This is a genomic window from Paenibacillus guangzhouensis, assembly GCF_009363075.1.
GTDB lineage: Bacteria > Bacillota > Bacilli > Paenibacillales > Paenibacillaceae > Paenibacillus_K > Paenibacillus_K guangzhouensis.
Window position 1 is genome coordinate 970,436 of sequence record NZ_CP045293.1, and the last position, 14,212, is coordinate 984,647.

The following is a 14,212-nucleotide window of genomic DNA, read 5'->3' on the forward strand; positions in this document are numbered from 1 at the left end:
GCGCCGGCGAATCTCACTGCCACGGCGGCGTCGAGCAGCCAGATCAACCTGACATGGTCCGCTTCCACGGATAATGTCGGCGTTACGGGATATCGCATTCTAAGAGGCGGTACGCAAGTAGGCACATCGACCGGAACGTCTTACAGCGACACGGGATTGGCCGCGAACACGCCGTATAGTTATGTGGTACAGGCGGTGGATGCCGCGGGGAACGTGTCTCCGAACAGCAATACGGCGACGGCCACGACACAAGCCGGGACGCCGGGGAACGGAACGAATCTGGCGTTAGGGAAGGCAGGCACGGCCAGCTCCATCGAAGGTGCCGGATTTGAAGCAGCCAAAGCGTTCGACGGGAATACGGCAACACGTTGGGCGAGTCTGGAAGGCGTCGATCCGCAATGGATCTATGTCAATCTAGGTTCCGTGCAATCGATCAATAAAGTACGGTTGAATTGGGAAGCGGCTTATGCTTCGACCTATAAAGTTCAAGTCTCAACAGACAGCGGATCGCCTACGAACTGGACGGACGTCTATTCGACGACATCGGGCAAAGCGGGCGTTCAGGAGATTACCTTCGCGGCACGGGATGCGAAGTATGTGCGTGTATACGGGACAGCACGCGGCACGGCTTATGGCTACTCCCTGTACGAGTTCGAAGTGTATGGCCCGGGGGCGGCTAGTGTAGATCCGGGCGTGCCGCAGGTGCAGATCCCTGTCACGCTGTCGGTGACCCAAGATACCTATTCGCGCGGCGGTGCTTACAGCAACGATAATTACGGCGCGGAGACCTCCTTGGGAGTGAAGAAGAGATCGACGAATCAGGACGTGAATCGCGAAGCGTATTTGAAATTCGATACCTCCTCGTTAACGGGAACGGTGAATTCGGCGATTCTGAAGGTGTATCTCGTTAACTTCCATAGCAATACGACGTCGCAAGTGCTCCAAGTGCAGGGAATCAACAGCGATATGTGGGATGAATTGACCCTTACGGCAAGCAATCAGCCGACGGAAGCGGGCGCGCTGCTCAGCTCCGAGACGTTGACTGCGGCAGGTGCGTATGTGAGCTTCGATGTTACCGCGTTCGTGAAAGCTCAGACGGACGGCGTTGTCAGCTTCCGACTCGTTGGAGGCGATGAGGACACCGGGGCGAATTATGCGTCCAAGGAGCATACGAATGCTGCGTTCCGGCCGGTGTTGGTGATTAACGGCGGCTAGGTACCTCGTAGGACAATAATAAGTATGACAAAATACAGGCATCTTCGTGATGTCCTGTATTTTTTTGATTGTTTTATATATCTTAGAAGGTGAATTTTTATGAAATCGAAATTTTTGTCGTTTGCTGACAAAAATTGTCTATCCTATATTTGTCTATTTTGTTACAATGGTTAGGAAAAACGGCCTAAGGAGGTGTAAATGTTGTCTGGTTCTAGAATACTAAAATGGATTACAGGTTCATTAGAGATTTTGTTGGCAATTCCTGTTCTAGGTGCTGCCATCGTCATGGGGAGTTATTATACGTTTTTGGGGATAATGTTGATCTTACATATCATCACGCTTGTGCTGTCAGCAACGAACAAAGAACCTAAATACGGTTCGATTCTAGGAATAATTACTTCGTTACTGGCATGGATTCCATTCGTTGGATGGGTATTGCACTTGCTATCAGGCATTTTCTTGATGGTAACTGCAGCACAGAAAGCAAGACCAAACGTGAATGTGCATCAATCCACACATATGTAAGCTAAGTATCAGCACAAAAACAACCGTCCTTAGGGGCGGTTGTTTTTGTGTTGTGATTAGAAGAGATAGCATACCTCAAGACCCCGTCGAACGATAGTGCCTGACCCCGATCCGCCAGACAAGCAGGCAGGGAATCAGGAATAGCACTCCTGCGAGCGGGATCAGCGCGTAGAGCGGGCTGTCGCTGCCTTCGCGGCCAACAATGTAGGTGAGTGGCAAGTAGTTAAAACAGGCAAAAGGGATGACGAAGGTAAAGAACCGCTTCACCCATGTCTGATAGATGCTCAGCGGATATTGCGTCATTTCACGACCGCCATCGGTGAAGATGTTGGCAATCTCCAGACCTTGCACAGTCCAGAAGCTGATCGAAGCTGCGAGGATGAAGATGCCAGTGAAGATGAACACGCCGCTGACACACATGAGTACGAGAGTCAAGATCTTGAGCAGCGTCCAATCGACTTCCATCTGTACCGCAGACCAGACGAGTACGACGATGCTGAGGATGAGCCGCCCGATCCGAGCGAATTCGAAGCGCGTGCCGAGCACCTGTATGACGGTATTGCGCGGACGCACGAGTAAGCGATCGAAGTTGCCGCTGACGACCAGACTAGAGAACGTATCGAATCCCCGTGCGAAGCATTCCGTCACTGAGAAGGCCACATAGGTGACCGCAAAGGTTAAAGTAGCTTCATAGAAGCTCCAGCCCTGAATTTGTCCGAACCGATCGAACAGGAAGTAGAGCGCGGCGAACGAGGTAAAAGGCGTCAAGCACTGTCCCAGCATCAGTAGCAAAAACGAAGCCCGGTACTGCATCTGTGATTTGAATTCGAGCCCCATATATTTGAAGAATAGTCTCATCTTAATCAACCTCCTTGTACAACAACGCGTCGGAGTGCTCGACTCATTGTGAATTGGCCGAATAAGACAAGAGCAGCTAGCCAGAGACATTGTGCTAGGATGCCGGTAAGCGCGTCTGCGGGTGATATATTACCCGTGAATACGCGGAATGGAAAATCGGCCGTCCAGTGAAAAGGCAATACGTAGACAATGCGCTGCATCCAATCCGGCATAAGTGGCACGGGGATGATCAGCCCAGCGAAAAATTCCCCGAATATACTAAACAACAAGAGCGATCCGGCGGGAGACATCGTCACAAAGACGGAAATATAGATAAGCATCGAGAGTGCGACGATCATCAGCAGACCAATCAAGAGCGTAGCGAGAAACAGCAGTCCGGAGAGGAGATCCGGGGGCAGATGAAGACGATAGGGCTCGGGTAAAAAGGAGACGATGATGAGAATGGGAAAGCACCTGAGCAAGGCACTGGACAGTCGTTGCGCTAGCAGCTTTGCATACCAGAGACCATAGATTCCGCTGGGTCTGCACAGCTCGTAGGCGATATTGCCGCTTGTAATAAGCTGGAACAATTCATTGTCTCGCAGCCATAGGACGATCAAGGCAAGAAAGGCTTGCTTCAGCCAGGTATAGGTAATGACTTGCGAGAGCGTCATCGATGGCTCGGCGCTAACATGCGTATAGAAAGCTTGGAAGATCATGATGAAGATAAAACCGAAGAAAAATTGTGTACCGACACCGGCCAGAGCTGCTGCGCGGTACTGCAGACCGTTGCTGATACGTAAGCGGAATACGGAGAGATAAGGCTTCATCATAGCTCATACTCCTTATACATCTGCACGATGATATCTTCAATCGGCTGCGTGTCGATCGTGACATCGAGCAGTTCCACTTGAGCGGATAATTGCGTAACGGCTTCCGAGATAAGAATTTGTTCTGTATCAACACTTAGCACAGCACGATCGGGGGTCCAGGAGAGGAGCGATGCACCGGGGATATCGAGAGGGTTCGCATTCTCGCGATATTCAGCCGTGATGGTCCTTCGCGTTCCGAATTGACTGCGTAGGCCTTGGACACTGCCATCGTAGAGGAGTGTGCCTTTGCCGATGAGCAGGATCCGATCCGCTAGCGCTTCGATGTCGTTCATATCATGCGTGGTGAGAATGACAGTGACGCCTTTCTCTTTATTGATCGTCTTGATAAAATGTCGGACAGCGATTTTGGAGACGGCATCGAGGCCGATCGTTGGTTCGTCGAGGAACAGAATGCTCGGACTATGCAGGAGCGAAGCGGCAATCTCGCAGCGCATTCGCTGCCCAAGGCTCAGCTGCCGCACCGGCGTATGGATGATGCTGCCGAGGTCCAACGTATCGACGAGCAGGTCGAGGTTGCTGTGGTATTCGGCTTGCGGGATATTGTAGATGTCACGCAGCAGCTCGAACGAATCCAACACAGGCACGTCCCACCAGAGCTGCGAGCGTTGCCCAAACACGACGCCGATGTTCTTGACGTAAGGCACGCGATCCAGCCAAGGGGTGTACCCGTGGATTGTGCAGGTGCCTTGATCCGGTACGAGGATACCGCTCATAATTTTGATTGTCGTCGATTTGCCGGCGCCGTTCGGTCCGATATAGCCGACGATCTCCCCGGGTGCAATCGAGAAAGAAATGTCCTTCAGCGCTTCCACGGTCGTGTATTCGCGATGGAATAACGATTTGACCGCATGCTTAATGCCTGATGGGCGCTTCGCCACCAGGAATGATTTTCCGATTCCGTTTAATGTGATCACTTCCATAACCCTCCATTCTTGGTCAAGTGACAGGAAGAAGATATTACCATTTCCAGTTGCGGGATGTCAATAATAAAAATCTCGAGCTGAAATTGGCTTTACACCTGACTTTTTGGCGGCTTCGACCGTCTTCTGTATCAGAGGCTTGATCATCCGCATGATGAAATTGCGATCTAATGATATTTGCTATTTTAAACTTGCCAGAGAAGGGGGGCGAGGATATAATAGATAAAATTTTCCAAATAAGGAGGACTTGCGATGAATGACGTGATTCGGTATTATTCGGCATTTGATGAGTGGGGAAGGCTGGATCGCGAGCCGCTCGAATATTTGGTGAATTGGCATTATATCCGGAAGCATCTGCCGAAGGCAGGCCGCGTGCTTGATAACGGTGCGGGGCCAGGTAAATATGCGATGGCGCTGGCGAGTGAGGGTTATCGCATGACATTGACGGATCTGACACCGCGGCTCGTTGAACAGGCTGAAGTGAAGGCGAAGGAGCTTGCGCTCCATGACCGATTCGAAGGATTCTATGCACGCGATGCGAGACAACTGGAAGGGATTCCGTCCTCCCATTATGATGCAGCCCTGATGCTTGGACCCCTGTATCATTTGCAGACGGAAGAGGATCGCACGGCAGCGATGCAAGAGTTGTATCGTGTGACGAAGCCTGGCGGCGTTGTATGTATTGCGCTGATGACTCGCATTCGCAAGCTGCAGACGGCGCTCCAATACCCCGAAGTATGGAGGCCGCTTGATCATATGGCATCGATCGACGCATTTTTGGAGAATGGAGTGTTCGATCACCAAGACGCAGGGCGCTTCACTGGCGCATATTTCTATCCACTCGAAGAGATTAAGCCATTCATGGCATTGAACGGGTTCGAGACGATTGAGTTGATCGGCTCATCTAGCATTGCTGGACGGTTCTCAGAAGAGAACTGGAATTATTGGCGCGGCCGCGGCGAAGATGAATTTGAGCGGATGATGGAGCTCATCTATCACTATGCGGCGGACCCATCGATTCTAGGTGTGTCATCGCATTTACTCTATATTGGACGGAAGCGTTAATCGGTTCATTTGGAAAAATTATCGTAAATTATTTAAATAAATGGTACCCACGGCCCCTATTCTATGATACACTCAACTCCGAAGGGGTAATGAGAATCAATCTCAATTAGATCCTTTCATAAGAGGATGCTGCTAGAGAAGGAGTTGAGATCGTACCATGATTCGCCGGTTTTTCTCGTATTATTCGCCATACAAGCAGTTGTTTTTGCTTGATTTTGGCTGCGCGGTTCTCGCAGGATTGATGGAGCTTGCTTTCCCGTTGGTCGTGAACCGATTCGTTGATGATCTGCTCCCGGGTGGGAAATGGTCATTAATTATTTGGGCTTCCGCAGGACTGCTTGCCCTGTATATTTTAAATACATTCCTGCAATATATCGTCAACTATTGGGGACACATGCTCGGAATCAATATCGAGACGGACATGCGCAGGAAGCTGTTCGATCATATTCAGAAGCTGTCCTTCCGGTTCTTCGATAATACGAAGACAGGGCATCTCATGTCCCGTCTTACGAACGATATGATGCAGATCGGCGAGATGGCTCACCATGGGCCAGAAGATTTATTCATCGCGATTATGACATTGGCCGGTTCGTTCACGTTGATGATGTTTATCAACTGGAAGCTGGCGGTGTTGACGTTCATCGTGGTTCCTGCGATTATCTGGCTCGTCGTCTACTTCAATGGCAAAATGACGAAGGCGATCGACCAGTTGTACGATGATATTGGTGATTTCAATGCGCGGGTGGAAGATAATGTCGGAGGGATTCGTGTCGTGCAGGCGTTCTCCAATGAGGAGCACGAGAAGGCGCAATTCGAGGTCAATAATGGAAGATTCCGCAAAGCCAAGTTGGTGTCTTACAAGCTCATCGCTAAGAATGGTTCAATTAGCTACATGATGATGCGGTTCGTGACGTTGTTCGTGATGGTGTGCGGTACATGGTTCGTCATTCAGAAGGAATTGAGTTATGGGGAATTTATCGGGTTCCTACTGCTCTCGAATGTGTTCTTCCGTCCGATTGAGAAGATCAACGCGATTATCGAGAGTTATCCGCAAGGCTTCGCAGGCTTCAAGCGATATGCGGAGCTTTTGGACACGGAGCCAGATGTGGCGGATGCGCCGGATGCGCAAGAAATGAGACCGTTGCAGCATACGATCCAGTTCGAGCGCGTCACCTTCGGTTACGATCATGATGAACATGTGCTGAAGGACATCGATCTGACGATTCGCAAAGGGGAGACTGTCGCTTTCGTCGGGCCATCGGGCGCAGGGAAGACGACGTTATGCAGCTTGCTGCCGAGGTTCTACGAAGTCATCTCGGGATCGATTAAGATCGACGGGGTGGATATTCGCGAGGTGACGATGCGTTCGCTTCGTCAGCAGATCGGGATCGTGCAGCAGGATGTCTTCTTATTCGCAGGCACGATTCGCGAAAATATTCTATACGGCAAGCTCGGCGCGACGGAGGACGAAATCTGGGAAGCGGCACGCCGTGCACGTCTGGATGAATTTATCCGATCCCAACTAAACGGAATGGATACCGTCATCGGGGAGCGCGGAGTGAAGCTGTCAGGCGGTCAGAAGCAGCGTCTCTCGATTGCGCGGATGTTCCTGAAGAACCCGCCGATCTTGATCTTAGATGAAGCGACGTCGGCGCTCGATACCGAGACCGAGATGATTATTCAGCAATCGCTGGCTGAACTCTCCAAAGGTCGTACGACGCTGGTCATTGCGCATCGTCTCGCGACGATCAAAAATGCCGACCGCATTGTCGTGGTGACGGAAGAAGGCATCAAAGAACAAGGGCATCACCAAGAGCTCGTTGCGGCCGGCGGTGTATACAGCAGACTGCACCAGGCGCAATTCGGTACTTAATACAATAGGATTCGCGAGAATAAGCCGCATCCCTACGAGGGGATGCGGCTTATTTGCGTTTTGCAGGTATGGTCAGGCGAGTATCGGGGGAAGCACCTCCAGCAGCTTCTCTCTTGTGAAGGCATCGCCATAGTTCCACGAATCCGCTTCGATCGTATAGACATAGCCGTTCTGCACGGCTGGGAGACGCTGCCATAGACGCGATGCCATCATCGCTTCGGCAGCCAGTCTGGAGGCCGGATGGGAAGGAAGCAGCATGAAGATGCGGTCGCCTGCGTAATCCGGCAACGAGGCCGGAGGGATCTCTGCGAATCCAAGTCCGGCATCGAGTATCGCTTGCACGCGATCGACGGCTTGGAACCCGTACGGATGATACAACGAAGACGAGAATCCGGACGTTCCCATCACATATAAGTGATTGCCGTGATCATAGATCAATACGGTAGCCGTCTCGCCTGGTCTAATATCGGACTGGAGCATTCGCCACATCGCCTCGGCCTTGGCGTTATAGGCTTCAAGCCAGTGCGCGGCTTCCCGCTGTTTGCCAAGGATATTGCCTAACGTCTGGAGTCGCTGGTCGAGCGGCGCAAAAGTATTGAATGTCACGGTTGGGGCAATTCGGGAGACTCGGGCATATTGCTGTTCGTCGGCATTGGCGAAAATAATCAGATCCGGCTTCAGCTTCATGGCCGTCTTCAGATCCAGCGGACAACCGGTATCCTGGATCTCTCGAACGAGATGAGCGTAGAGCGTATGTCTTGTCACCTGATGGATGCCGCCGACGGCTTCGATGCCAAGCGCGATCAAGTCGCCGAATGTCTCGCCATAATAAATAATACGCTGCGGTTCTGCAGGCACGTCGACCTCATGCCCGGTCCAATCGCGAATACGCGTACTTCGTCTCATACTTGTGGCATATTGCTTGGGTGCAATGCCCGTCATTTGGCGGAAACGGCGATTGAAATAATATTCGTCCGTGAACCCGACTTGATGAGCGATCTCGCGCAAAGGTGCTGTCGTGCTTAGCAGCAGCTCTTTGGACCGCTTAATGCGAAGCTCCGTTAGAAAATCCAGCGGCTTCTTGCCCGTTAGCTCTTGAAAGATCGGCGTATACTTCCACGGTGAGATTTCGGCGAGTTCAGCTAGCTGTCTAACCGTAATGTTCGTCATGTAATGGTGATGCATATAACGTATGGTTTTCTCCACGGCTTGGGTCGAACTAGGCCTTGCATCGGCGTGAAGGTTATGCTCGAACAGAAACCCAACCAGCTCCTGGAAGCGCAATTGGCTATGGAACAGTTCGATTTCTGAATGATGTTCATGCATCCTGCCGAGCATCTCGACCATTCGCATTAAACGAGAGAAGGGATAAGCCGTCAATTCGTTGCGGTGGGGCAGCAGGTTCCCGTGGAACGTGATTGGTGCGCCTTGATGGAGTTGGATGGCTGTAAAGGTTATCCGGTAGACGCATACGCTAGAATCGTACCTGTTAACGATGCGGCAAGGCGTCCGGGGTGGCACATAGTAGCACTTGTCGGCCGAATAATAGTAAGAATAATCGCTTATAGCAAGTTCACCTTGCCCTTGGGTAAAGATGAGCAGGGTATGTAGATTTGCGTTCAGTTGCATAGATTCCCATCCGACGGGTTTATCCATCCACTCAATCTTCGAGAGATGGAACATGAGGGAATGAAGCGGAGGTACAGTGTTCGATGGCAGCAAGGGTCCCTCCTCCTTTTTAATTGATAATGATTATCAATGATTATAACCAAAAAAAAGAAGCTGATCAACCGAAGTCGAAGCTTCTTTCTGGATTAGGCAGGGATGGTCAGGGATCCCCGTTGTTTATTTCGCTAAGAGCTTAGGCAGTTCTTGTATCAGCCATTCGCGCGATAAGGCATCGCTGCCGGACTTTAAGATATCGATGGTATAGACATGGCCATTCTGCACGGCAGGCAAGTTCTTCCATATTTGACTCTGCATCATGTCCGTCGTCGATTGCTTCGCTTCCGAATCGACAGGAGTCAGGATGAATACACGATCGCCGACGAATTCAGGCAAGACCTCCATCGAGATTTGCTTGAATCCGACATTCTCATCGAGCACGGATTGCACTTGCGCAGTAGGTTTTAAGCCATCCGGTTGGTATAGCACTTGGGACAGGCCCGTCTTCGCCATGACGAACAAGCGATCTCCCGGGTAATAGGTTAGGACCGTTGCAGTCTCACCAGGCTTCATGCCACTCTCCGCAAGCGATTTCCACATCGCCTCTGCTTGTGCCTTATAGTCTGCGAGCCATTGCTCGGCTTCTTGCTTCTTCCCAAGAATATCGCCGAGCAGTGGAATCCGGTCTTCGAGCGGGGCGAACGTGTCGAACATGATGGTCGGTGCAATCTTGGTCAGTTGTTCATATTCCTTCTCATCCGTATTCCCAGTAATGATCAAATCCGGCTTCAAGCTCAGCGCTTTCTCGAGATTGACAGGGAAACTAATATCATCCGCATTCTTCATCCGTTCTTCATAGACGGTGCCTTCCGCCCAGTTCTTCGGAACGCCTACAGGCTCTGTCTTCAGCGCGATCATGTCACTCGTCGTTTCGCCGATGAATATGACGCGTTCAGGGTTAGCGGGCAGCTCAACTTGATGTTTCATATAGTCCGTATAGGATCGAACGGCAGGCGCAGCAGCTTCATTCGTAGCCTGTCCGTCTGCGTTGCCGCATCCAGCCAATGATGCTCCGAATACGGCAATGAAGGCCAATCTGGATAAGGTGGTTCTTACTTGACTCAACATGTGTGTTCCTCCAACGTTTAAAATAATAAATGCATTTCAAATGAGAATCATTATCAATGTAAACAATCATAATCGGCATGGACAAGGCTTGCAATGGAGAAATGCAATTGCTGCATTTGATTTTGTACAAAGGTTTTCTCTTGATTTTGTGCAAAAAAACGGTCGTGTTTGTTCATTGTTTAGTGGGATGCGTTGTTGGATAATGATGTGAGAATGATTATCATTGAAACAATGGCGCATTGGAGGCATAGCAGGTGACAGGTGAATTAGAGTTGTATGATGTTACGATTATCGGCGGAGGCCCGGCGGGGATGTATGCTGCTTTTTATAGCGGAATGCGGGATATGAAGACGAAAATTATCGAGGCGAGAGAAGAACTGGGCGGACGGATGCTCATCTATCCAGAGAAAATGATATGGGATGTAGGAGGGTTCGCGCCGATCCAATGTGAGCAGCTGATCGTGGAGTTGGCGCGGCAGGCTCGGCTATTCGATCCGACGCTCGTGTTCGGTCAGCAGGTTAGAGGGCTAGAGCGTATGGCCGATGGGACTTACGTACTCGTGACGGCATCCGGTGAGAGACATTGGACCCGCACGATTATTTTGGCCCTCGGACGTGGCATTCTGCAGATGGAGAAGCTGGAGATCGAAGGAGCCGATCGCTATGAGGTGACCAATCTGCATTATACGGTCCAAGCATTGGAGCCGTTCCGCGGTAAACGCGTGTTGATCTCAGGCGGGGGCAATTCCGCGATCGATTGGGCGAATGAACTCGAGCCGATAGCAGAACGTGTCGTTGTGGTACATCGCCGGGATCAATTCGGCGGACATGAGAAAAATGTGCTGCGGATGAAAGCCTCTTCTGTAGAGGTTCGGACGCCGTATGTGGTGCAGCAGCTGCATAGCCGCGATGAGCAGCAAATCGATCAAGTGACGATTCGCCATCTGGAATCGGGGGAGACGGAGCGAATGGATGTGGATGCTGTCATCGTGAATCATGGGCTCAAGTCCGATTTTACGGGAATTACGGCGTGGGGGCTTCGGATGGATGATTGGAACGTCTTCGTTAGCGAGAAGCTGGCGACGAATTTACCGGGCGTCTTTGCTGCGGGGGATTTCGTGTATTATGAGAGCAAGGTGAATTTGATCGCAGGAGCGTTCTCGGATGCGGTGCTGGCGGTGAACAGCGCGATATTATATCTAGACCCAGAGGCACCGCGCGTGGCCTATGTCTCCTCCCATAATGATCGATTCAAAGAGAAAAATCGGGCATATGGCGTGAGGGATGAGTAGGCAAATAGGATCGGGACTTCGATCGGCGGTTTCTTCTCGTGTCTAACGGGGGGAGGCCGTTTTTGGCTTCCGCCACATATTTGAGAATCTGCTATCGGGGCAGAAGTCCGGCTCAAGGGATCGATGTTGCTAAGTTAGGATGGGTAGAGTTGATTATATTCATTTTTTCCTTATGCGTGTGATGCGAGTGAAGATAGAATAAGAGGAGGAGCGGGCATAGCAGAAGAGAGCATGCATGCGCATACTCTCTTGGTTGTTACGATGTCGTTTTTTGGATTTTAGCTGGGTTGTTGATCTTGTATGGTACGGGGTGCTTGGTCAATTTCTTAGCAATAATCTTGGCGTCGAACGTGATCGTGTCACCGACTTCGAGCTCGAACTTCTTCAGCGTTGCGCTATGGCTGGACCAAGCGACCCCGATTTCGAGTGGCGGATCGATCATGGCGACCGCTTCATAGATGATAACTTCATCGTCCGTATCGGAGAAGTTGTTCGGTACGGTAGTGAATTCTTGGACCGTAGCGGTCATTTTCACTTTTTCTTCCGGGAGCTCCAGCTTTGGCGCTTTGCCTTTCTTCGCCTTGGACTTGGCTGGCGCTTCTGCTTCCTCAGCCTGAGAAGTTTCGGTTGCCACTGGCTCGTCAATCGCTGGTGTTGCAACGGATTCTTGTGCCTGCTGGGTTGGTTCTTGCGGTTCAGTGGCAGAGGTCGTCTCCACTTCTGTTTCATTTGATTTGTCAGTCGCAGCTGATACTCTCGAACCGAAGGTGGATGCTTGCATCTCCTTCAGATAAGAGGGGTGAATGCAGTGGAGCTGTTCCGGGCTGAGTTGAATGACCGCCGTCAAATGATCGACATAACCGACAATGTCACATGCTTGGTTCATCCCGCTACCTTTGTAATAGAAGGTTTTGGATTTCACGGCTTTGTCGGAGAGAAGCCCCCATTCTTTGCATTTGTCGATCTGTTCGGCTTCATTCTCGAACGCTGTATATGTAGTGGGCTTGATGATAAACGTCGTATCCATAAGTTTTCTCCGCCTTTACTTTTTTTAACGGTTTTATTTTATCATGTTTTCATAGAAATTTATCATTTCTTGCTCGAACAATCAAGGATTGAAGGAGGAATACAACCTATGTGGGCAGAAGAGATTCAAAGATATGCATTGCAAGATGACTATTTCATACAGCGTGCGGATCCTGAGGAATGGGGGATGTATTGCACGATATATTATAACATGGCGTACAATGGATTTTTTCGCGAGGAGACGTATGTGACGTCGAGTAGTCCTGCTTATTGGATCTACCAAGGGGAAATTAGGGTAGGCGGGGTGCGAATGAGTCCGAACCAGATCTATTATTTGTTCTTCATCCCTCCGTTCCATGACGAGGCGTTGGTGATGCGAGGGTTGAAGCGGTTGCTGCTGTCATGGTCCGATCGACGGGAAGCGATCAAAACGTTCGAAGTGCTGCCGGATCAAGTCGATTTGTATGCCCGTGCGGGATTCTGGCCGGACCCTTTCCGGTGCCGGTGGATGCAGCGGCCAACGGAGCACTTTGATGTGGTGTGGGGAGATGCATATCGGATTGAGACGCTGCAGCGGGAAGCACAAAGTGACGGATCCTACCGCTATGTGAAGGAACAAGAGATTACGGACTGCCATTATGCTAGCTTCATTGGCGGACTGGATGCGACGCGGAGAGGTCAATTGGCGAAGGAAGATCATATCCCGTCGATCGATCCGAATTATACGAATGATGTGTTGATGCATGCGTCGACGCTTGTCTATGATCAAGAGACGAATGAACTGGTTGCGAATTGCCGCGTCGGATTACAGGGTGATTACGCTGCGGTCTATTCCATCGGCGTCCTGCCTGCGTATCGAGGACGCGGGCTGGCCAGCATGATGCTCCGTCGGGCGTTGTCGGAACTGAAGGGATCATACTCGCTGCTCCGGTTGTATGTGATGCAGGGAAATGACGCAGAGTCGGTGTATTTGAAGTTAGGGTTCGTACCGGGCCCACTAGAAGTGCAGAAAATGGAAATCCCACCGTTAACGGATTAGGGCATTGTGACTAGGAGGTACATCGATGAATACGGTTAAAAAAGTTGTGATTACAGGTGTGACGCAAGGGTTAGGTCGTGCAATGGTCGATCGGTTCGATGAGCTGGGGTGGACCGTCTTCGGCTGTGGCCGTTCGCAGGCAAGGATAGAGGAACTGCGCGACTTGGTTGCGCATCATCATTTTGAGGTGGTGGATGTAGGCGATGCGCAAGCGGTCGCGAGATGGGCGGAATACGTGCTTGAAAGGTTCGGGGCACCCGATTTGCTCATTAATAATGCGTCTATCGTGAACCGAAATGCACCCATCTGGTCGGTATCGGATGAGGAATTCGCGAATGTGATGCGGATTAACGTGAATGGGACCGTGAATGTGATCAAGTCCTTCGTGCCTGCGATGATCAAAGCGGAGCGGGGGATGATCATCAATATGAGCTCCGGATGGGGCAGGGAAGGCGAAGGCGAGCTTGCGCCGTACTGCGCATCGAAGTTCGCTATTGAAGGACTTACGCAGTCGATGGCACAGGAGCTGCCAAAGACGGTTGCAGTGGTCGCCTTAGATCCGGGCGGTGGTATCCAGACGTCCATGCTCGAGACTTGCGGCCCGCAGTATATGGCTCATTCGCCTACGCCGGAAGCATGGTCCCGTGTGGCTGTGCCATATATGCTGCAGCTAACGACGATGGATAACGGCCGATCGTTGACATGTCCAAGCGTGGGATGAAGTGGGGGACGAG

At 51.1% G+C, this 14,212-nt stretch carries 13 protein-coding genes; 7 read left to right on the forward strand and 6 right to left on the reverse strand.

Annotated features, from left to right (window positions below; all coding sequences use genetic code 11):
* Window positions 1-48 precede the first annotated feature (48 nt).
* Together GCU39_RS31735 and GCU39_RS04140 are read left to right on the forward strand one after the other, a co-directional pair.
* Window positions 49-1,215, forward strand: a complete 1,167-nt coding sequence (locus tag GCU39_RS31735) for a CBM96 family carbohydrate-binding protein (RefSeq protein ID WP_265333529.1) — start codon at window positions 49-51, stop codon at window positions 1,213-1,215.
* Between the two features lie 201 nt (window positions 1,216-1,416).
* Window positions 1,417-1,740, forward strand: coding sequence for a hypothetical protein (locus GCU39_RS04140; RefSeq protein WP_152397080.1), 324 nt, complete (start codon window positions 1,417-1,419; stop codon window positions 1,738-1,740).
* 75 nt (window positions 1,741-1,815) lie between these two features.
* Here GCU39_RS04140 and GCU39_RS04145 read toward each other — a convergent pair whose 3' ends face one another.
* Genes GCU39_RS04145 through GCU39_RS04155 form a run of 3 tightly spaced genes read right to left on the reverse strand, consistent with a single transcriptional unit; the run spans window position 1,816 to window position 4,390 of the window.
* On the reverse strand, window positions 1,816-2,598 hold the full coding sequence (locus GCU39_RS04145) for an ABC transporter permease (protein ID WP_152392346.1): 783 nt from the start codon (window positions 2,596-2,598) through the stop codon (window positions 1,816-1,818).
* A gap of 5 nt (window positions 2,599-2,603) precedes the next feature.
* Entirely contained in the window at window positions 2,604-3,407 is an 804-nt protein-coding gene (locus GCU39_RS04150) for an ABC transporter permease (RefSeq protein ID WP_152397081.1), read from the reverse strand.
* On the reverse strand, window positions 3,407-4,390 hold the full coding sequence (locus GCU39_RS04155; protein ID WP_193726760.1) for an ABC transporter ATP-binding protein: 984 nt from the start codon (window positions 4,388-4,390) through the stop codon (window positions 3,407-3,409). The genes GCU39_RS04150 and GCU39_RS04155 overlap by 1 nt, the downstream gene beginning before the upstream one ends.
* Before the next feature lie 252 nt (window positions 4,391-4,642).
* On the opposite strand from GCU39_RS04155, the gene GCU39_RS04160 reads away from it, so the two are divergent.
* Window positions 4,643-5,455, forward strand: coding sequence for a class I SAM-dependent methyltransferase (locus tag GCU39_RS04160; RefSeq protein ID WP_152392348.1), 813 nt, complete (start codon window positions 4,643-4,645; stop codon window positions 5,453-5,455).
* 157 nt (window positions 5,456-5,612) lie between these two features.
* Window positions 5,613-7,328, forward strand: a complete 1,716-nt coding sequence (locus GCU39_RS04165; protein WP_152392349.1) for an ABC transporter ATP-binding protein — start codon at window positions 5,613-5,615, stop codon at window positions 7,326-7,328.
* Window positions 7,329-7,400: 72 nt separating this feature from the next.
* Here GCU39_RS04165 and GCU39_RS04170 read toward each other — a convergent pair whose 3' ends face one another.
* Both GCU39_RS04170 and GCU39_RS04175 read right to left on the reverse strand, forming a co-directional pair.
* On the reverse strand, window positions 7,401-9,050 hold the full coding sequence (locus GCU39_RS04170) for an AraC family transcriptional regulator (protein WP_227793433.1): 1,650 nt from the start codon (window positions 9,048-9,050) through the stop codon (window positions 7,401-7,403).
* Between the two features lie 123 nt (window positions 9,051-9,173).
* The gene (locus GCU39_RS04175) at window positions 9,174-10,118 is read right to left on the reverse strand and encodes an ABC transporter substrate-binding protein (protein ID WP_407671695.1); all 945 of its coding nucleotides are present in this window, start codon (window positions 10,116-10,118) and stop codon (window positions 9,174-9,176) included.
* Between the two features lie 257 nt (window positions 10,119-10,375).
* Here GCU39_RS04175 and GCU39_RS04180 point away from each other — a divergent pair, with 257 nt between their 5' ends.
* Window positions 10,376-11,413 (forward strand): NAD(P)/FAD-dependent oxidoreductase, encoded by a 1,038-nt coding sequence (locus GCU39_RS04180; RefSeq protein WP_152392351.1) that lies wholly within the window; start codon window positions 10,376-10,378, stop codon window positions 11,411-11,413.
* Window positions 11,414-11,669: 256 nt separating this feature from the next.
* On the opposite strand, the gene GCU39_RS04185 is transcribed toward GCU39_RS04180, so the two are convergent.
* Window positions 11,670-12,440 (reverse strand): hypothetical protein, encoded by a 771-nt coding sequence (locus GCU39_RS04185; protein ID WP_152392352.1) that lies wholly within the window; start codon window positions 12,438-12,440, stop codon window positions 11,670-11,672.
* Between the two features lie 108 nt (window positions 12,441-12,548).
* Here GCU39_RS04185 and GCU39_RS04190 point away from each other — a divergent pair, with 108 nt between their 5' ends.
* Window positions 12,549-13,478 (forward strand): GNAT family N-acetyltransferase, encoded by a 930-nt coding sequence (locus GCU39_RS04190; protein WP_152392353.1) that lies wholly within the window; start codon window positions 12,549-12,551, stop codon window positions 13,476-13,478.
* Between the two features lie 25 nt (window positions 13,479-13,503).
* On the forward strand, window positions 13,504-14,199 hold the full coding sequence (locus GCU39_RS04195; RefSeq protein ID WP_152392354.1) for an SDR family oxidoreductase: 696 nt from the start codon (window positions 13,504-13,506) through the stop codon (window positions 14,197-14,199).
* Window positions 14,200-14,212 lie beyond the last annotated feature (13 nt).